The following is a 21735-nucleotide window of genomic DNA, read 5'->3' on the forward strand; positions in this document are numbered from 1 at the left end:
AAAATAAAAAAAGCCTTGCTTAGCAAGGCTTTTTTTGTTTTGTAAACTTTGCAAACTCAATCCAAACTGGTGCTAGAGATTACGCAGAGATGCGATTGCTTGGTTAAGCGATCGCATCTCTTGCAAAATTTCTCGTAATAGTCGATTAGTCTCGTTTTGGGCTGGCTCTTGTACCTGAATGGTCACCTGTTTCATTTTCAGGACATCCCTTGCAAATCTTGATACCTCGGTAGGATGAAACAATAAAGGTTCGCGATCGCTTTGGCGTAGTTCAGGATTTAATCTTGTGGGGTCGTAAGGTAAGTTCAGTAAACCTTGTGCTGGATCGGTATGGGCATAGCGATATATAGAGGCACGCGATCGCCCTAATGCCTTTTGGATCGCTTCTACATCCATTAGCTCGTAAGTATGATCAGATTTTAGTTCAGCGCGAGAAATCAGAGGACTCATATCATCGCTTATATTCATAATGCTCAAGGAAACAGAAAAAATTATGCTTTTGGAGGTAGATGTAGGCATAGCATAATAGCTACAACTATTATGCTATGCCTAAAACCTGAGTAAACTATCGCATAAGCAATAGCACTAGAAGTAACTTGTCTTGTTAGCCTGTCTATAATAAAAACTGTATTTCGTGGAGATTTCGGTGAAGCGTAATTTTATGCTCTCTTTTTTGAGTCGAGGACTAGCCACCGCGATCGCAGTGGTGATGTTCAGTAACTTGCCCCTATCTTGGCAATCATTTTTGGGGCAATTGTCTGGTGGTCAAGCATATGCTGCTCAACCTGATCTAGTTGCCAAAACTACTACAATTACTAACCAATCGCCCGAATCTTTGACAGGAAATGTGATTAAAACTGTCTTAGATAACGGTTTGACGGTGTTAACTAAGCAAGTGAATACAGCTCCTGTAGTGAGTGTGCAGGTCTGGTATCGCGTTGGTTCCCAAAACGAGAAAGCGGGAATAACAGGTATTTCTCACCAGCTCGAACATTTAATGTTTAAAGGGACAAAAGAGCGTCCGATTCAGTTTGGGCGCTTATTTAGTGCCTTAGGTAGTGACTCTAATGCTTTTACTAGCTATGACATGACCGCCTATGTGGGGACAGCAGGAAGCGACAAGCTGGATGCGATGCTTAGGCTGGAAGCCGATCGCATGGTCAATACTGTCGCTGGTGAAGCCGAACTCAAAAGTGAACGTACTGTGGTTTTGTCAGAACTAGATGGTGGTAACAACAGCCCAGGGACTCGGCTCTATCGACAGGTAATGTTAGCGGCTTATCCTGATAGTTCTTACGGTTGGCCAGTGATTGGCTATCGTCCTGATGTTGAGAACTATACAGTTGAGGATATTCAAAATTATTACCGTACTTTCTATCGCCCTGATAATGCGACTTTGGTGATTGTTGGTAATTTTGAGACAGAAGCCACGCTGAAAAAAGTGCGAGAGATCTATGGCGCGATCGCCGCTCCAACGAAACCCAAAGTTTTAATTACTCCTGAAGATCAGCAGAACAAGCCTAAACCGCCGACTCCAAAATCTACTCAGGAACCAATTCGACTCAAAGAGCCTGGTAGCGTGCCATTTTTGCAAGCAGTCTATCCAGATTTGCCTAAAGTTGATGGTGCTGATGTCGCCGCGATCGATGTGATGCATAGCATTCTGACCTCTGGAAGAAGCTCACGACTCTATCAAGCTCTAGTGGAAACAGGCTTAGCAAGTAGTGCCAGTGGTAATGCCTCATCCATGATTGGCACGGGTTGGTATTTTATGAGTGCGACACCGACAGCAGGTAAATCTCTCGAAGAGCTTGATCGTCTTTTATTAGCTGAAATTGACAAATTGCAAACGCAGTCAATTACCCCAGAAGAACTAGAACGAGCTAAAACTAGTATGCGAGCTAGCTATATTTTGGGCAATCGTGATGTTAATTCTCAAGCAATTCAGATCGGCTACAACCAAACTGTCGCTAAGGATTATCGCTATAGCGATCGCTATTTGAGTGCTGTCGATAAAGTCACGAGCGCGGATGTCAAGCGCGTCGCCAAGCAATATTTGCAACGCGATCGTCGAGTGGTTGGATATTTCGAGCCATCGGTGATTACGGCTGGGGCTGGCACAACTCCCAGTAATGCTCATTCTTCTGAAGCATTTAAACCTAGCTCTCCTGTCGATCCGTCAGAAGTAGCGAAGTATTTACCAGAAAGCGCTTTAAATAATAAAGTCGATATTCCCCCAGCGGTTCAGCCTGATAAGTTCACGCTATCTAATGGTTTGAAAGTTCTGTTATTGCCCGATCGCAGTACACCGACTGTAACCCTAGTGGGTGAAATCAATGCAGGTTCAGGCTTTGACTCAATTGACAAAGCTGGGTTGGCAGGAATTACGGCGCAAAATCTTACCAATGGCACAACCACCAAAGATGCGTTGACACTTGCATCACGTTTAGAAAATCGTGGCGCAAGTTTAGGATTTTCGGCAGGTCGGGAAAGTGTCGGTATTTCTGGCATCGGCTTAGCTAAAGATCTGCCAATTGTGATCGATCAATTAGCCGACTTGTTGCAAAATGCAACTTTTCCAGCGAAGGAATTTGACCTCAATCTCCAACGCAATCTCCTAGCCTTTAAGTCAGAGCTGGATAATCCTAATGCCTTAGTGCGGCGGATCTTCCAGTCAACGCTCTATCCTAAAGGGCATCCTTTTAATGCTATGCGAACTGAAGCAACTCTCAAATCTTTAAAACGAGAAGATTTAGCGAAGTTCTATAAAACCTATTATCGTCCTGACAGTACGATTCTCACACTCATGGGAGATTTCGATCCTGCGACTATGAGAGCCTTACTCGAAGAAAAATTGGGTAAATGGAAAGCTACAGGCAAAGCACCAAAGTTCCAATTTCCTAATGTGCCTAACCTTGCTGCAACCAATGAGAAGCAAACATCTCTAGCTGGTAAAACTCAAGCGGTCACGATCATTGGACATCCAAGTATTTCTCGCTCTGATCCACAGTACTATCCAGCACTATTGCTAAACCAAGTTTTAGGCGGTGATACATTATCCAGTCGCCTTGGTACGGAAATACGCGATCGCCTTGGTTTGACCTATGGCATTTACAGCTATTTCCAAGCGGGTAGACCGCCACAGGGCGCATTTATCGTGCAGATGCAAACCAGTGGCAAGGATACAGAAAAGGCGATCGCCGCAACGGTGGCTTTGCTTAGATCTGTCCGCGATAAGGGCATAACTCAAGCTGAATTTGATGTGGCAAAGAAGAGCTTGATCAACAATTTCTCTACTGAGTTTGCCAATCCTGATAACATTGCTAGTTCTTTACTGAGCGATGAGATCTACGGCTTACCAGTTGGCGATTTTTACAAGTTTCCTCAGCGCATTCAATCCGTGACTTTTGAGCAGGTCAATCGCGCTGCTAAGGAATTATTACAACCCGATAATCTTTTGATTGTGTCGGTAGTTCCTAAAGCTGAGAAATAAATCATTCAAGGCGGCGCAATGCGCCGCCTTGAATGATTTTAAAAAGTAGTTAAAACTGTTACGATCAATCTTAATTAAGTATTTTGAAATTTAAATTTGGTTACTGTCGTGGACGCGATCGCCATTAGCTCTTTAGCACTCAATATTGTGTTGGGACTATTCATCCTCATGTATATCTTTCGCATCGTGATGACATGGTATCCCCAGATTCCCCTCAAGCAATTTCCCTATAGTCTGATTACTTTTCCCACTGAGCCTTTACTATTTGTGCTACGGAAATTAATCCCACCCATCGGCGGCATTGATATTTCCCCTGTGATCGGTGTGGGTATTTTCAGCCTTTTGCGCGAAATGTTGCTAGGTCAGCAAGGAATTTTAACGATGATGCAATAGAAAGACGGCGCGAAGCGCCGTCTTTCTATTTTTGAGTTGTAGCTATAGCAGAGAAAATTTGCTATAGTTATAAATTGTGATTATTCCAAGAGCGTAAATCTTGATAGAACGCTATACACTGCCCGAAATGGGGCGATTATGGACAGATCGGCATAAATATCAAACTTGGTTGCAAGTTGAGGTCGCCGTTTGCGAAGCACAGGCAGAATTAGGCTATATACCTGCCGATGCCGTCGAAGAAATTAAGGCGAAAGCAAACTTTGATGCCGATCGCGTCAATGAAATTGAATTAACGGTCAAACACGACATGATCGCGTTTTTGACCAACGTAAATGAATATGTGGGTGATGCAGGACGCTACATTCACCTTGGCTTAACTAGCTCTGACGTGCTAGATACGGCTCTTGCAGTGCAATTAGTCGATAGCTTAGAAATCATCCAAGCCCAGTTAGAAGAAGCAATCCAAGCCATTCGCTACCAAGCCCAACAACATCGCTATACGATTATGTCGGGTCGGACGCATGGTATCCATGCAGAGCCAATTACTTTTGGCTTCAAGTTGGCGGGTTGGTTAGCAGAAATGCTCCGCCATCGCGATCGCCTATTGTGCTTAAGCAAAAATATTGCCGTCGGTAAAATCTCAGGTGCAGTCGGAACTTATGCCAATGTCGATCCGCGTATTGAGGCGATCGCTTGCCAAAAGTTAGGACTCCAGCCCGACTGTGCATCGACGCAGGTAATTTCTCGTGATCGCCATGCGGAATATTCGCAAGTATTAGCGCTGATCGGTGCATCGATCGAGCGCTTTGCAGTAGAAATTCGGAACTTGCAGCGTACCGATGTTCTGGAAGTGGAAGAGCATTTCACCAAGGGACAAAAAGGATCTTCGGCAATGCCACACAAGCGTAACCCAATTCGCTCGGAGCGGCTAACAGGAATGGCGCGTTTGCTACGCGGCTATGCGACGACAGCTTTAGAGAATGTGGCGCTATGGCATGAACGCGATATTTCCCACAGTGCGGCAGAACGGGTACTCCTACCCGATAGCTGTATCCTCACCCATTTCATGCTTAGGGAAATCACCGATTTGGTCAAAAATCTGTTGGTGCATACTCACAACATGGAGCGTAATCTCTATTGTTATGGTGGTGTGGTCTTTAGTCAGCAAGTGCTACTAACCTTGGTTACAAAGGGCTTGAGCCGCGAAGATAGCTATGCGATCGTCCAGAAAGCCGCGCATCTTGCATGGAATAAACCTGAAGGTGATTTCCGCAAGCTAATTAGTGAAGATGAAACCGTGCGATCGACTTTATCCGATGAAGAACTAGCAGCTTGTTTTGATCCGAATAAGCATCTCAAAAATCTTGACCAAATCTATCAACGTTTGGGGATTTAAAGAGAGGCGGCGCTTCGCGCCGCCTCTCTTTTTGGGATAGTGTTTAGGGATTTAAAAGAAAAGCGGCGCGGAGCGTCGCTTTTCTTTTTGGGATAGTGCTAGCGATTCTGATATAATACATATCTGAAAAATAAATGTTTTGCTGAATGCTTTTAAGGCAAATCCATTAAGAAAAGTTAAGAAACATCAATGCAACTCACACATCGTCCTCGTCGCCTCCGCCGCAATCCTTCTGTTCGCAGCCTTGTTAGAGAGAACTATCTATCAGTAGATGACTTTATCTATCCAATGTTTGTGATGGAAGGAGAGAATAATCGTGTTGAAATCCCCTCGATGCCCGAAGCCTATCGCTTTACTCTCGATCTATTGGTTAAAGAAATAGAAGAGATTTATGCTTTAGGAATTAAGGCGATCGCCCTTTTTCCCGCTGTACCTGAAGAGAAAAAAGACCTCACTGGTAGCGAAAGTTTTAATCCTGAAGGGCTAGCACAGCGTGCAGTTCGCGCTATTAAAGCAGTTGTTCCTGATGTAATTATTTTCACCGATGTTGCTCTCGATCCTTTCACCACACATGGACATGATGGCATCATTGATGACAATGGCGTAATTCTTAATGACGAAACCGTCGAAGTTCTTGTCAAAATGTCTGTTTCCCAAGCTGCCGCAGGAACTGATTTTGTCTCTCCTTCCGATATGATGGATGGTCGCATTGGCGCAATTCGACAAGGGCTAGATGAAGCTGGATTTGAGAATGTCGGTATTCTCGCCTATTCGGCAAAATATGCATCCGCTTATTATGGGCCATTCCGCGATGCGCTAGGCTCTGCACCTAAGTCGGGTGACAAAAAGACCTATCAAATGGATCCCGCCAATTCTCGTGAAGCAATTAAAGAAGTCTATCTAGATATTGCTGAAGGTGCGGATATTGTGATGGTCAAGCCTGCTCTTGCCTATTTGGATATCATCGCTAAGGTCAAAGAAGCTACTAACGTACCTGTAGCAGCCTATAACGTCAGTGGCGAATATGCGATGGTTAAGGCGGCGGCGCAACTCGGCTGGATCGATGAAAAGAAGGTGATGTTTGAGACTCTGTTAAGCATGAAACGTGCGGGTGCAGATATTATCTTGTCTTATCATGCCAAGTCAGTGGCGCAGTTGCTTGCTTCGGGTTATCGTTACTAATTGTTTTACCCTCAACCATGAACGCAAAAGAACTTCTTGAAAGTTACGCTTTGGGCGATCGCGACTTTAGTAGGCGATCGCTCATTGGATTGATTCTGACTGGAGCGAATTTGTCTGGAGCAAATTTTATTGAATCAGATCTCGAAGAGATTACGCTGGATATTGCTAATTTAGAGGATGCGGAACTAAATCTAGCTAATTTAATCAGAGCGAACCTGAGTGGTTCAATTTTGATTCAAGCAAATCTCAATGGCACAATTCTTGAACAGGCTTCATTGATCGGCGCAAATCTTTCTGAAGCTTTTTTGATTGAAGCAGATCTCAGTGATGCGGTCTTAGTAGAAACAAATTTTAGTCACGCTTTTTTGACTAGCGCAAACCTGACGCGATCGCGCCTATGTCGAGCGAATCTATCGAATGCTTTTTTGACAGGCGCTTGTTTGAACGGCGCGGATCTGCGTGGTGCAAACCTCACGGAAGCAGATTTAACAAGAGCAAATTTGACTGGTGCAAATCTGGCTGGTGCGGATCTTAGCCGCGCAAACTTAACTAATGCCAAGCTAAATTGGGCAAATCTTGCCAATGCCAAGTTAACTGGTGCAGATTTGACAGGAACTTATCTATCAACACTGAAAAGTATTGAAGGAACGGATTTTACTGATGCGCGTAACGCCCCGAACTCCGTCGAGCTTGTTAATATGGAAGAGTCAAACTCTGAAGAATAGAATTTTTACGGTCAATAACGTAAATTAAAAAGTTTATGCCCTTGTTTCGCTCACTCACCAAACTCACCAATCTCGCTCTAGTAATGACAATCACTACAGCGATCGCTATGCCGATTACTGAAAGTGCCTATGCCCAAGCCAAAAAAGATGCTACGGAATGGATCAGGCAGGGGCGACAACTGTGGCAAAACAATAACATTTCAGGCGCGATCGCTGCTTATCAACAGGCTGCGAATTTAGAGCCAAAAAATTCTCGCATTTTAACTAGTCTTGGCTTTTTACTCACCCAACAGAATAATTATTCTGGGGCGATCGCTGCTCTAGATAAAGCCACTAAATTAGATGCCAATAATGCTAAAGCCTTTAATGCATTAGGTTTTGTCTATGTCCGCATTAAAGACTATCCTAGCGCGTTAACCGCCTATCGCCGCGTGATCGCATTGGAACGCCAAAATATAGATGCTTACAACAGTGTGGGTTTTTTATTGACTGAACAAAAACAATATGCCGAAGCCACTAAGATTTATCGTCAAGCGATCGCGGTTGCTCCTAGAAATGCCAAGATTTATCTGAATTTGGGCTACGTTTTAAAACTCTCAGGAGATCGTAAAGGGGCTTTTGCTGCCTATAACCAAGCTGATAAAATTGCACCTTTTGACGCTGATGTATTGGTTGCTCTTGGTGGTTTATTTGCTGAGCAAAATCAATATGAAGAGGCGATCGCTAAGTACAAACGAGCTTTAGAAGTCGATCCTCGACACCCTCAAGCCAATCTTGCCATTTCTAAGGTCTTTCAAAGTGAAGGCAATTATGCTGAAGCGATCGCCTCTCTGCGCCGTGCCGCAGGAGCGCGAAATATCCCTACTAATAATTTAGTCGAGATTCAAAAGGCGATCGCTGATCTGTATATTCAGCAGGGTTCTCTATCGGGTGCGATCGTTGCCTATCGGCAAATTCTTGAGGCTGAGCCAGAGAATGCGCCGACTTATCTGGCTTTAGGGAAGCTTCTGGCAACCCAACAACGTGAGATCGAAGCTCGCAAAATGCTAGAAAGTGCTGAGCGTTTCTTTAATCAACAAGGCAATATTGATGGTTTAGCTCAAGCTCGTAAGGCTCTAGCTGAACTCAAATAAAAAAGGGGAGGTGGCTTGCTCCACCTCCCCTTTTTTAAGCTCCTTCGCGTAACTTATCTAGAACTGAACGATCTTCTAATGTAGAAGTATCACTGGTGATTTCTTGACCAGAAGCAAGCGATCGCAATAATCTTCGCATGATTTTACCCGATCGCGTTTTTGGTAAAGCTTCGGCAAAGCGAATCTCACTCGGACGTGCGATCGCGCCAATCTCCGCGACAACATGTTTCTTTAATTCCTTCGCGAGTTCATCACTAGGCTTATGATCGCCTTCAAGAATTACAAAGGCAAAGATATCTTCACCCTTTAATTCATCAGGCTTACCAACAACGGCAGCTTCAGCAACCGCAGGATGCGAAACTAGCGCAGATTCTATTTCCATGGTTCCTAAACGGTGACCAGCGACGTTAATTACATCATCGACACGACCCATCACCCAATAATATCCATCCTCATCCTTACGAGCGCCATCACCCGCAAAATAGACATAGTTGCCATCCTTGGGCGGAATATGTTCCCAATAGCTCTTACGGAAGCGATCGGGGTCGCCATAGACAGTACGCATCATCCCTGGCCAAGGATGACGGACGATCAAATAGCCACCTTCATTGTCATGGGCAGGATTGCCCTCAAGATCGACAATATCAGGAATAATCCCAGGGAAGGGAAGTGTGGCGGAACCTGGTTTCGTGGGTACGGCTCCAGGAAGCGCGGTTATCATAATTCCGCCTGTTTCCGTTTGCCACCATGTATCCACAATCGGACAGCGACCGCCGCCAATCACACGGTGATACCACATCCAAGCTTCAGGATTAATCGGTTCACCCACAGTTCCCAATAAGCGCAGCGAAGTTAAATCGCGAGTATTAGGATGATGTTCGCCCATTTTGATAAAAGCGCGAATCGCCGTAGGTGCGGTGTAGAAAACACTGACTTGATATTTCTCAATTACATCCCAAAAACAGCCGAGATTAGAAGGGCGTGGCGCTCCTTCGTACATCAATGTCGTTGCGCCATTAGATAATGGCCCATACACAATATAGCTATGTCCAGTAATCCAGCCTACATCTGCCGTACACCAATACACATCGGTATCTTTGAGATCGAAAATCCATTTGGTGGTCATGTGGCTATAGAGGTTATAACCAGCGGTAGTATGCACGACTCCCTTCGGTTTACCAGTACTGCCAGAAGTGTAGAGAACGAACAGCATATCTTCGCTATCCATTGGTTCTGCTTCACATTTAGCGGAAACACCCTGCTGCAAGTCATGCCACCAATGATCGCGCCCTGCGGTCATGTGCGTATTTTGACCTGTACGTTTTACAACTAAGACATCGGTAACGGAAGGAGCGGCTCCATTAGCGATCGCTTTATCCACCTGTGCTTTTAAAGGCACGATCGCATCTTTGCGCCAACCACCATCAGCAGTAATGACGAGTTTTGCTTCAGCATCGACAAGGCGATCGCGTAAAGCCTCAGCACTAAATCCACCGAATACCACTCCATGCACTGCGCCGATTCTGGCACAGGCAAGCATGGCGATCGCAGCTTCAGGAATCATCGGCATATAAATACCAACGCGATCGCCTTTTTGAACTCCTAATTGCTTGAGTGCATTGGCAAACTGACAAACTTCGCGATGCAATTGAGCATAGGTCAGCGTGCGCGAGTCGCCATTTTCGCCTTCCCAAATTAGGGCAGCTTTGTTTTTACGCCAAGTGGTCAAGTGGCGATCGAGACAGTTATAGGAAATGTTGATTTTACCGCCATCAAACCATTTCACCGATGGAGGTTGCCAATCGAGAACGGTGTGCCATTTCTCAAACCAATGTAGTTCTTGCTCGGCTAGTTCTGCCCAGAATGCAGCAGGATCGGCTTTGGCGCGATCGTAAATTTGTTGATATTCAGCAAGACTTTTAATATGGGCAGCTTGCGAGAACTCCGCAGAAGGCTCAAACAAGCGCTTTTCTTGTAAAACAGATTCAATCGTGGGTTGTGACATAGGTATAAGGTTAGTAATTACAACAAATTGAGTTTAGAAAGACTAATAATTCATGTAATAAGTTGATAGCTATGCCCCTAGTGTAAATTACTAAGAATACTTAATTGAGAAACGGTAAAGTTCCGCAACGATTAGCAACATAGCAATCAATAATTACTATCAGCAACACAAATACCTTGGCATTTAATGCCATTAGTAGCTGTACGCAAACAGTGATTACAGAGAATGGGTTCTTGCTTTGTCTCAGGGTTAGGTTGCTTATCAGGTTGATCTTGAGTAGTCATATATTTGATTTAGCGAGAAAGAGCATCGTTATCCGCAGCTACCTTAATATTTTAGCTACTAGCTTTGATAGCAGCAGCCTGCTCCAGTAAAGACTCAGCAAACGCGATCGCCTGAGACACCGTACTACTAACATTCTCCTTATCCAAACTTTTTCCTTTTTCCTTTTTCCTTTTTCCTTCTTTCCCCTCTTTCCCTTCCTCAACAGTCATTCCTGAAGCAATCTGAGCAAGCTCCTGTTTCCGCTCTTCTAATTCTAAGAGACGGATTTGCACTTGAGTTCGATCTCCGATTACCTGCTTACTGACATGGAAATGCCGATCAGCGATCGCCGCAATTAATGGCTGATGAGTTACACAAAGTACTTGAGAACTTCGGCTCAGTTGCCAAAGTTGGGTAGCGATCGCTTGCGCAACTCGACCTGATACCCCTGCGTCAATTTCATCAAATACCATTGTGCCGACATTCGCATGATTAAATTCCGCAGATATCGGTTGAGCTTCTTGATTTTTCTGTTTCACAAAACAAGTTTTGAGCGCCAATAAAAATCGACTCATCTCACCGCCTGAAGCAGTTTCAGCCAGAGGTTGCAAAGGTTCGCCAAGGTTAGGGCTAAACTCAAAGACAATGCGATCGCCTCCTAGTACAGTTGGTTCTGTCGGATAAATACCAACTTGAAAGCGGACTTTTTCCATTGCCAACATTTTTAGAGCATCGATTTGCACTTGTTCGAGGGCGATCGCAGTTTGGCGACGTAATTCCGTAAGTTTTTTACATGCCTTAAGCAAAGCCTGTAAATCAGCCGTCGCTTTACGTTCCAAATCTTCAATAGAAATACTTTGATCGGTTAGTTCGGCGAGTTCAAGTTGGAGCTTTTCGGTATAGGCGATCGCTTCAGGAAGTGTGCCATATTTACGGCAGATTTGCTTGATTTGATTAATTCGTTGCTCGATCGCTTCTAGCTGTTCAGGATCAGAATCAAGACGATTGGTATAATTGTTGATCTGTCGCCCTGCTTCTTCGACTTGGGCAAGGGCACTAGAAACTAATTCGAGAATGCCCTCAGCTTCGCGATCGAGTGTTGCCATTTCTGTGAGCATTGACTCTGCTTGCCCTAACAAATCTGCACAGGCATTGCCACCATCATTCTGATAAAGCGCTTCATACACGGCATAGCCTTGCTTCTGCAATTCCACACTATGAGCTAACCGATTGCGATCGCTTTCGAGATTGTCTAACTCATCAGGATCATCTAAGTTCGCAGCTTCAAGTTCTTTTAGTTGATAGCGCAACATGTCTAAATGCTGCAATCGATTGCGTTCATTTTGTTGGCGATCAAATAAAGCTTTGCGCGATCGCTCTTTTATCTCAAATAATTTTGCAACTTTTTGACGTTGCAATAGCAAAGCCTGATTAAAAGCTTGATCGCCAAAACTATCTAGCCATTCCCTCTGTTGAGCAGCTTGGCTCAGCAAGATCGTCTGACCTTGCGCCGTAATCTCGACAAGGCGATCGCGTAATTCTTGAATCTGTTGCTTATTTACAACCACGCCATTAATGCGGGTACGATTGCTCCGCGCCGTAATTTCGCGGCTACAAATCAGCGTCTCAGCATCGAGAGCATCAATTTCTTGAATCTCTAGCCACTGGGCGATCGCGTGATTAGTCGAAAAAGTAGCTTCGATATTGGCACGATCTGCACCAGTTCGTAACATTCGCGCTGACACCTTGCCTCCAAGTGCAGCATCTAGAGCATCGAGGACAATTGATTTCCCTGCTCCTGTTTCGCCTGTGAGAATATTTAGACCCGCATATAGCTCAAGCTCTAAGCGATCGATCAGGGCAAAATTTTCAATTTTGAGACTCAGCAGCATAGTTTTTTCTTAATTTAAGAATGTGCAAAGCACATTCTTAAATAGTTATATAGGCAAAGTCTCTCCAGCTAGGAGACGTTTCGAGGCACTCAGTAATTCTTCTTCGAGATATGGCTTAGTGAAGTAGCCCTTTGCGCCAAGCTGAATAGCTGACTGACGATGGCGATCGGCTCCTCGTGAAGTTAACATTGCCACAGGAATCTCTTTAAGTCGAGAATCCTTTTGTAATCTCGACAGCAGATCTAATCCATCCATCCGTGGCATCTCAATATCGCAGAAGATCATGTCACATGGCAGACCAGCACGGAGTTTTTCCCATGCATCTTGACCATCCTTTGCCTGCTCAACGCGATAGCCTACTTTCGCAAATGTCAACGACAGTAGCTCACGTACTGTAATCGAGTCATCAACAATTAGCACCGTTGGATCGACAGCAACATCCTCTTCGACTGTTGGCTGAATAGGCATTCCTGAAGTCGAAGGACGCAATCTGCCGCTAGCGATATCGAATAACTCCAACACGTTAGCGATCGCCATGACCCGACCATCCCCTAATACTGTCGCACCTGCAATTCCTGCTGGCTGAGGAATTGGACCCTCTAGTTGTTTGATTACGATTTCGTATTCACCAAGGAATTGATCAACCTGTAGGGCAAGATAACTAGTGTCATTGCGGAGAATAATGATGCAAAGTTCATCGTTTTCCTGCTTCCCATAAATGCTGCTACGGCTGAGGTGGCGGCTATAGGATAGCAAGTTAGATAAATGTTGGAATGGCAAAACTGTATCGCGCCAAGGCAAACAGGGCTGCCCCTTCTCGTTAAGAATAATCTGGCTTTGAGGAACTTCCACCATGTCCTCGAAACCATCGACGGGGAAGGCAATTCTAGCGCGATCGCTAATGCAAAACATTGCCTTAGAAATACTCAGAGTCAGCGGTAAGCGAATTGTAAAGGTCGTCCCCTTACCAACTACAGATTCCACAATAATTACGCCGCGAATATCATCAAGGCAGGTTTTTACAACGTCTAGTCCAACGCCACGACCTTTAAATTCATCAGCTTGAGCAGCAGTACTAAATCCCGCTTCAAATAGCAAAGAATAGACTTCAGTATCATTGAGACGATCAACCTCAGATTGCGATCGCACCCCCTTAGATACAGCGCTTTTCTTAACTTTGTCGGTACTGATACCAGCTCCATCATCGCTGATAGAGATAACGGTCTGGTTGCCTTGGTGATAGGCTCGCACCGTCAATTTCCCAGTTGCTGATTTACCAGCTGCTTGACGAGTAGAGGGATCTTCCAATCCGTGATCGATCGCATTATTGACAAGGTGTGTAAGCGGATCGGTAAGCTGCTCTAAAATCGCCTTGTCAATCAGTGTCTCCCGCCCAAATATTTCTAGCTCTGCCTGTTTACCAGTTTTGAGTGCGCGATCGCGAATACCTCTAGGTAAGCGATCGGCAATTTGCGCAAAGGGAACCATGCGCGACTGTTTAAGATCGTCTTGAACTTGGGTGGTAATAGTTCCTAGTTGGCGTGTTACTTGATCCGTCTCACCAACAACAAACTCAATGTCAGAGGCAGATTCACGAACTCGGACAATTAATTCGATAATCTCTTGTGATAGGACGTGGAAAGTATTGTAGCGATCGAACTCAATTCCTTCAAAATCATTGGTCACCGAGCTATTGGAGTTTGCTCCATCACTTAATTGTGATGGGCTATCAAAGCTGTAGGAGGATCGCCCACCACGCCCTGCGGTTAAAGAAGCTTCTAGCAAAGAGCGATCATATTGATCACGCATCCTCTGAGATACATCACTTAACAGCTGCACTTGATGTAATAGGTTCGTAATAAACTGTTGCAATCTTTCCTGATCTTGTTCCAAAAGATTGCGGTTTACAACTAGTTCCCCAACAAGGTTGTTAAGACTATCAAGGTACTTTACATCCACACGCATGGTTGAGTCTGTGAGCCTTGGCTTACGGGTAGCTGCAGGTTGACGTGTAGTAGGTTTAGTTTTTATCGGTCCAACATCTTTAGCAAAAGCTGTCTGAAGCATGTTCTCTAACTCATCAAACTCATCAGTTGCCTTCTGAGTTTTTTTCGAGTTATCAAAGCTGTTACTCTCACCTAGCAGCGCTTCTAATTCATCGAAATTCATGTCATGGGAATCCGCAGATGCCTGATCATTGAGAACAGTTGCTGTAGTCTGATCATCAAAAGTTCTATTACCCACAGCATCAACATCATTAGGCATATTACTAGAACTGCCTATCATTGCTTCTAAATCATCGAAGTCGAAGTTATCATCAATCCCATTTAGTTCTTCAGTTTGCAATTGTTGCTCAGGTTCTAGGTTTTTTGTTTCTGGGTCTTGTGTGAGAGAATAGTCCGTTTCGGAGATGTCTTCATCTAAGCCAGCAAATCCACTAAATTCGCCAAAATCAAGAGGGTTATTATCGGTTAGGCTGGAGCTTCCAAATTCCTCCTCAGGATTTTGCAACAAACTAACTTCTGAATCATCATCATCAACTTGGAAGAAATCCACCAAATTATCAATGGTAGTCTTTGCCGATGCATTATTATCTTCAAAATTTATATCTTCTTGGAAACTTGTCAGTCCTGATCCAATTGTTCTTAACTGCGCATCTTGGAAGTTGTCGTCTAACATACTTGTCAAGTCATTGATTTCGTCGCCTTGAGTTAGTGAAGCTGCTTGATCAAAGTTTATTTCATCTTCCACTAAATTTAAATCTTCTTCTTCAGCATCAATAAACAAGTTATCTAGATTTGAGTCAGATGGAGAATTAATTTGCTCAAAAAATCTTTCTGCTAAATCTTCAGGAGTTGCATCAGATATATCTTCATCAACCATTGACAAGAAATTGGAATTGATATCTTCAGTAGAATCATAATCAACAAAGGATTCTTGATCTTCTTTAGATATATCAACTAAGTTTCTACTATCAAGCTCATTACTATTGGTTAGAAGAGATCCAAGTTCATCAGAATCATCATTTGCAATATTTTCAGTTATACTTTGAGACTCTTCCGCTTCGTCAAAGAAATTGCCTAAATCATCAGCATTACTAATGACATTAGCATAATCATCTAGTTCATTATTATTACTAGAACTAATTTCTGAATCTTCAGAAACATCGAAGAACTCCCCTAGAGATTCAATGTTATTGAATTCATAAGTTGGTTCACTGCTATCAGGAATATCACTTGACATTGCAGTTGCATCGGAATCTGCAAAGAAATCTTCTAGGGATTCAGTATTAGCGAATTCTTGTTCAAAACCATCAATAGAATTATCACTAAAGAAATCATTAGAAGTGATTTCAGAATCTTCCGAACTACTAAAGAAATCATCCGATTCCTCAGTAATATCTACGCGATCAGTAGAATCATTTAATTCGTCATTCACTTCAATAGAAACATTAGGCTCTTCAGATTCCGCAAAGAAATCACCTAAATCATCGGTGCTAGTATATTCGCCGATCGCATTGCCGATGTCAGAAATTTCGCTAGTAATTGCTGGTTCTTCTGATTTCGCAAAGAAATCACCTAAATCATCAGTGCTAGCATATTCATCGATCGCATTGCCAATGTCAGAAATTTCGCCAGTAATTGCAGGTTCTTCTGATTCCGCAAAGAAATCACCTAAATCATCAGTGTTAGCATATTCGTCGATCGCATTGCCGATGTCAGAAATTTCGCTAGTAATTGCTGGTTCTTCTGATTCCGCAAAGAAATCACCTAAATCATCAGTGTTAGCATATTCGTCGCCGAATTCACTAGCGATCGCGTCAGAAATATTTGCTTCTGAAGGTTCAGCAAAGAAATCAGCGAGATCACCAGCATCATTAATTACACTATTGGTTTCGTTGTCTTCAGTAAAATCAGTAAAGTTTGAATAAGATTCATCTACTGACGAAGTATAGAAACCGTCTTCTAATTCGGCATTGTTGATAGCAGAGACTGGAGATTCCGTAAATTCAATGCTTTCATTAAGAAGGTTGAAAGCAACAGCTATGTCTGAGGAGTCAGTTGCAGCTATTAAGAAATTATCAGGATTTGTATCTATAATATCTGATACTACATTTGTTGAATCTACAGCTACTTGGGAATGCGATACTACTTTATCAAATTCATCATTATCAAATCCTAGCTCATCAAATACATGTAATCCAGTCGTATCAATACCATCAGAGCCGTTGTTTCTATACATTGCATCTGCGTAATCGTTAGATCCAATTTCTTCAGACTCTTCAAAGAAATTATCAACATCAGCATTGATGTCTTCGTTATTATCAACTATAAAAGATGATTCTAATAATACTTCGTCAAGACTATCATCGATCGCAAAGGGATCATCAAGAAAATCAATACCCTCTTCCTCTTCCGAAAAGGTTAAGGCAAAGGGCTCGCTAGAAATATCACCATCACGACCAGCCATTGCATTTTCTTCTCTAGCGATCGCCGCAAAATATTCTTCACTAGAGAGCGGCTGAGACTCGTCTGTATCAAACAGACCTCTGTCAACAAACTGTTCATCACTGCTTGACTGAGATTCTAATCCAAAAAAGTTATCCTCTTCAACATCTATTTCACCGATATCAGTATTATTAAACTGATTATCAATTGAAAGCTCATCATCTACTTGATCAACGCCAATTTGCTCAACAATGTCTATCCCTATATCAAGATCAAATTGATCCCCTAGAGATTCGCTAACAGTAAAATCTTCGGTAAATAAACGGTCTAGGCTAGCTTGCTCCCTTTCAGGAATAGCCTCGGAAATGATTTCCGAAATATTGTCATGAGGTTCGCCCCATGATTCATCAAGATCATCTGGGAATAGAGAACTACTATTTTCTGCGGCTGTTAAATCTTGGGCAGGGAATTCACCAAATAGTTGATCAATACTAGATTCTCCACTACTTAAATTCGGAACTGTTACATCATTATGAACAGAATTATTGTCAAGGAGATCGGCAAATTCATCATGACTGGCTGAATTTGTAGTGGAGCCATGGGCTGCTATATTCGTTTCATTGGATTCGATATCCTCCCATGCAGAATCAAAATCAATATCATCATTTTCAAATAGAATAGCCAAAGATTTTAACTCTGAAGCACCGACTTTTGGCCCATCAATATGCTGATTCTCAGTGATTTCATATTCGCCATCCATCCAATCCATTTGATTGATTTGATTTTTATGGGTGTTTGGCAAATCAAATACTTCTTCATTGACCTGATCCGCAAACAGATCGATATCTGCATCTAGATTTAAATCTAGATCGCCAGAAGTAGATTTATCAGAAACGCCAAGGCCATCTACATTGGAATCTGTACTAAAATCCCCAGATGCTGTAGTAAAGATTGTGCTGACTTCATCATCCTCCGACTCTGAAAATCGATTGGGCAAGAGATTCTGGAGTTGTATTGATACAGCAATTTCTAACTCCCGATTTGCCAATACTAGATCTTGAGCTTCTTTTAACTCTCGAATCAAAATAGGCGCTAGGGTACGATATGAATTACTAGGCTGAGCGATCGCATTTTTAATTTGAGTGACTAAATTAGTCCAATTTCGTAAATCAAAATTGTTGCCAATTTCCTGAAAGTAATTGCAAACTGCTTGTAACTGCGATCGACTCTCTGCATTATCTGTCGCTCGAAACAATTGCAGCATATCTCGCATTTTGGTCGTGATTTCTTGCTGAAATATTGACCGTTGAGAAACGACTACTTCCTGTGGTTGAGGAATGATTTCTTCTTTATGACTAGTAGATATCTCACCATCAGCATCTGATACTAACTGATTTAGGTACGACTCCAGTTCAGCAAAGACAGGCTTGACTCGGTTATTTGTTTCAAGCGTTAACTCATCAGAAATTTTATAACCGCCTTGTAATTCATCCAAAAGTTCTGATAATGGATCAAATCCAGCTAGTAATAAGCTTTTTAACCGCTCATCGACAGGCATTTGTGGATTTTCTTTGAGAATTTTGAAAAAGTCTTCTAATCTATGTGCAACATGCTGAATGCTGCCTACTCCTAACATTGCAGCGCCACCTTTAATTGAATGAGCCGCTCGAAAAAGCTCATTAACTGATTCCGAATCATTTAGCACGTCTTGCAAGTTTAAAACTCCTTGCTCAATCGTCTGAAGATGTTCACGTGCTTCTTCGATGAAGTAGCCCATGATACGCTGCTGTTGTTGTTCCGAGTTCATGACAGAATCCTCTCAAAGATTTAGGGTGTGAGTAGTATAGCTAGAGGTAATAATCCTAACGAACTCCCGTTGTTTTATCACCCGCATCAACACGGAATCGTTCCACAGAATCTTGGAGGCTGCGAGCCACACCCACCAGATTTTGGAGCGATGCTGACACCCTTTGAGACTCTTGCGAAGTTTCTTGGGCTGACAATTCAACTGACTGCATAACCTGTGATACAGTCCTTGAAGTCTCGGTTTGCTTGACTGTATCTTCTGTAATTGATAGTACCAAAGTTTCAATGCGATGGGAAACTTGGATAATGTCTGTGAGCGATTGACGAGCCTGTTCAGCGCGTCTTGTACCATCAATAACCTGTTGTGTACCGATTTCCATCGCTTGTTGTACACCACTAGTTTCACTCTGAATCTGTAATACGATTTGCTCAATTTCCTTGGATGATTTAGCAGCGCGATCGGCAAGCTGGCGGACTTCATCTGCAACGATCGCAAAACCTCTTCCCGCATCACCCGCTCTCGCCGCTTCAATACTAGCGTTTAAAGCAAGTAAGTTAGTACGTGATGCGATCGCTGAAATCAAACCAACAATCTTAGAAATTTCTTGCGAAGATTCTCCAAGACGTTTAACTTTGCGTGTAGTTTCGGCAACTGTTTCACGAATGTCTAGAATACCTGCTACGGTACGTTCTACCGCATCGCCGCCCTTGATCGCCGTTTCAGACGCGAGCTTAGCAACCTGATCAGCTTCACGCGCACTTTCAGCTACCCGTTGAATCGATTCAGTCATCATTTGCACTGAATTTAAGGTAACGCTTAACTCTTCGGCTTGACGTAACGCATCTGATGACAAACTACGGGCGAACGCTTCATTTTCGCGAGAACTCTCGTTTACCTGACGTGCCGCAATTTTTACTTGGTTAACAATCTCGCGCAGGTTTTGAATCGTGAGGTTAAATGAGTCAGCCACCGCGCCTAGTACGTCGGCGGTGACCTCTGCTTGTACAGTTAAGTCACCTCGCGCTGCGCCTTCTACGTCATCAAGTAATCTGATTACCTGACGTTGTAAATCTTCTTTGGCTTGCTCTTGCTCGGCAGCTTTGCGCTGGGCTTCGGTAGTATTTGACACAATCGACTGAATCATTTGGTTAAAACTAGATGCGAGTCTACCAAACTCATCTTCGCTATAAACGGTCGCACGAGGACTCATATCACCACGAATTACGGCTTCAAACTGAGCTTGTAAGTTTGAAGTCGATTGATCAATTAGCCTAGATGAGCGTTTGCCTAATCCCCATGCGATCGCGCCACTTGCCAAAGCTGCGGCTCCACCCATCATCCAGCCAGTATTTCGGACTTGTTCCCTTGTTGTCTTATCTGAGATTGAGCCAGTGGCAAAGTTAGTAACCACACCTGCTGCAACCATTGCGACCACCCCTGCGGCGATCGCAGTGATCACGTTTTTTGTCTTGAGCGGCATATTATCAAAAGGAGAGAATAATCCGCCCTGTTCAGAGGCCTCGGTCACAATATCGACACCTGCTCTCTTTGACCCTACTGATGAGTTAATTGTCCCTAAACCAAATAACTCTGCCTCATTTTCCGATTGGTTAAATCGTGCTGTGGGAATTTCTTGATTGGCTAATGATGTCGTATTTGAGCGCCCAGAAGTTGTAAAGTCTTGATTACTAAAATCTGACATAGATCGATCTGAGACCATCTGTGTCGCTTCTGAATCGCCAAATGAATTAGAAAAAGATGATTCGCTAATGTCATCAAAATCATCAAACTCATCCATAAAGACAACATCTGTATCTGCATTCATGTTGCCTGAAGCACTGTTAGATTTGTAACTAGAGTTATAGCTTGATTCGCCAACAAGCTCAGTTTTCGCACCATAGCTGTACTGACTAGAGCCATTCATCGAAGCGTCAGAACTAAAATCTTCAAAATCAAAATCGTCAATGCGACTTGAGCCAGTACTTTGACCACCACTATCGTCAGTAGACCAAGATCCCTGCGTATTATAATTCGATTGGTTATAGCTATTATCTTCGTAGGCGTATTGCTTATTACTAAACTCATCTACTTCGCTGCCAATAGTCCCTAGACTGTAGCTATCATTAATATCTAGCCTTTCTTTAGCTGCCGCAATACCGCTATGAGCATATTCTAGAATAGAGTTGTCGTCAGTCAAATGTAAAACAGTTTCATATTCACCAATTGAATCTTGATAGCGCTCTAAGGCGAGATTTATGTGGGCATGAAGAAGACGATACATCGGGTCGCTAGGACAGACTTTAACTAGCTCCTGAGTCAATTTGCCAGCTTGGCTATAGTCTCCTTGCATGTAGGCTAAGGAAGCCTTTTCATATTCTTTTTGGTATTGTGTACTTGATGCCATTTGCTTTCTCCTAAAATCCCTAAAATCTCTGCCATTTGCGCGAAATCATCTCGAAGCTGCTATATCTAGGATGCCCACCTTGCTGATCGTAAAATATTGACTTGATCTAGAAGCTTTAGGGGATCGCTATATTCCATTATCCACTCACCTTTAATAAACGGAGCCATACTGTCAGAGCTATTTCTTGAAACATTTAATTGTGAAGAATCAAGCCAAGCCATTACGCCAATTTGCTCTACCGCTAAACCTAACATCATGCCCTGATCCTCAATCGCAATGATCGAAATTTCGGCGCGATCTGTATTGACGGGAGGGGTCTCTCCCAAAAACTGACCGAGATCTCCTACCCAAACTACTCTACCCCGAATATTTACGGTACCCAGTAGTAACGGGGATACATTGGGCATTGGGTTGATCCGATCTGGAGAGTATTCCAAAACTTGACTGACTCCAATTGCTGGTAAAGCAAACTCAATTCCAGAAGCCACAAAAAATCTTAAGTGCAGCTCACCTTCTGGGGCTTCGATACCTTGATCAAAGTCCGTTGCCTGATCTTGTCCGATACCAGGGAAGAATTCTTGGTTTCCTACCAT

The 21735-nt window shown here is 43.3% G+C and carries 13 protein-coding genes; 6 read left to right on the forward strand and 7 right to left on the reverse strand.

Features of this window, described 5'->3' with window-relative positions; translation table 11 throughout:
• Positions 1–72: 72 nt before the first annotated feature.
• Positions 73–450 (reverse strand): resolvase, encoded by a 378-nt coding sequence (locus tag CQ839_RS07995; RefSeq protein WP_103667786.1) that lies wholly within the window; start codon positions 448–450, stop codon positions 73–75.
• A gap of 196 nt (positions 451–646) precedes the next feature.
• Between CQ839_RS07995 and CQ839_RS08000 the strand changes: the two genes are divergently transcribed.
• The 6 genes from CQ839_RS08000 to CQ839_RS08025 all read left to right on the forward strand — a co-directional run bounded on the left by CQ839_RS08000 (position 647) and on the right by CQ839_RS08025 (position 8322).
• Positions 647–3493, forward strand: coding sequence for a pitrilysin family protein (locus CQ839_RS08000; RefSeq protein WP_258040661.1), 2847 nt, complete (start codon positions 647–649; stop codon positions 3491–3493).
• 108 nt (positions 3494–3601) lie between these two features.
• Positions 3602–3886 (forward strand): YggT family protein, encoded by a 285-nt coding sequence (locus tag CQ839_RS08005; RefSeq protein ID WP_103667749.1) that lies wholly within the window; start codon positions 3602–3604, stop codon positions 3884–3886.
• A gap of 100 nt (positions 3887–3986) precedes the next feature.
• On the forward strand, positions 3987–5282 hold the full coding sequence (gene purB / locus CQ839_RS08010; RefSeq protein ID WP_103667750.1) for an adenylosuccinate lyase: 1296 nt from the start codon (positions 3987–3989) through the stop codon (positions 5280–5282).
• Between the two features lie 189 nt (positions 5283–5471).
• On the forward strand, positions 5472–6464 hold the full coding sequence (gene hemB / locus CQ839_RS08015; RefSeq protein WP_103667751.1) for a porphobilinogen synthase: 993 nt from the start codon (positions 5472–5474) through the stop codon (positions 6462–6464).
• A 17-nt stretch (positions 6465–6481) separates the two neighbouring features.
• A complete protein-coding gene (locus tag CQ839_RS08020; RefSeq protein ID WP_103667752.1) occupies positions 6482–7189 on the forward strand; it encodes a pentapeptide repeat-containing protein in 708 nt (235 codons plus the stop codon).
• 35 nt (positions 7190–7224) lie between these two features.
• On the forward strand, positions 7225–8322 hold the full coding sequence (locus CQ839_RS08025; RefSeq protein ID WP_103667753.1) for a tetratricopeptide repeat protein: 1098 nt from the start codon (positions 7225–7227) through the stop codon (positions 8320–8322).
• Between the two features lie 34 nt (positions 8323–8356).
• Here the strand turns inward: CQ839_RS08025 and acs are convergent, their stop codons facing one another.
• The 6 genes from acs to CQ839_RS08050 all read right to left on the reverse strand — a co-directional run bounded on the left by acs (position 8357) and on the right by CQ839_RS08050 (position 21735).
• Positions 8357–10327, reverse strand: a complete 1971-nt coding sequence (acs, locus tag CQ839_RS08030) for an acetate--CoA ligase (RefSeq protein ID WP_103667754.1) — start codon at positions 10325–10327, stop codon at positions 8357–8359.
• Positions 10328–10473: 146 nt separating this feature from the next.
• On the reverse strand, positions 10474–10611 hold the full coding sequence (locus CQ839_RS25075) for a hypothetical protein (protein ID WP_181016140.1): 138 nt from the start codon (positions 10609–10611) through the stop codon (positions 10474–10476).
• A 51-nt stretch (positions 10612–10662) separates the two neighbouring features.
• Complete coding sequence (gene recN, locus CQ839_RS08035; RefSeq protein ID WP_103667755.1) at positions 10663–12483, reverse strand: DNA repair protein RecN; 1821 nt, start codon at positions 12481–12483, stop codon at positions 10663–10665.
• A gap of 45 nt (positions 12484–12528) precedes the next feature.
• Positions 12529–18738 (reverse strand): hybrid sensor histidine kinase/response regulator, encoded by a 6210-nt coding sequence (locus tag CQ839_RS08040; RefSeq protein ID WP_103667756.1) that lies wholly within the window; start codon positions 18736–18738, stop codon positions 12529–12531.
• Positions 18739–18793: 55 nt separating this feature from the next.
• Positions 18794–21142, reverse strand: a complete 2349-nt coding sequence (locus CQ839_RS08045) for a HAMP domain-containing methyl-accepting chemotaxis protein (RefSeq protein WP_103667757.1) — start codon at positions 21140–21142, stop codon at positions 18794–18796.
• 65 nt (positions 21143–21207) lie between these two features.
• Positions 21208–21735, reverse strand: a complete 528-nt coding sequence (locus tag CQ839_RS08050; RefSeq protein WP_103667758.1) for a chemotaxis protein CheW — start codon at positions 21733–21735, stop codon at positions 21208–21210.

The organism is Pseudanabaena sp. BC1403 (genome assembly GCF_002914585.1).
Taxonomy (GTDB): Bacteria; Cyanobacteriota; Cyanobacteriia; order Pseudanabaenales; family Pseudanabaenaceae; genus Pseudanabaena.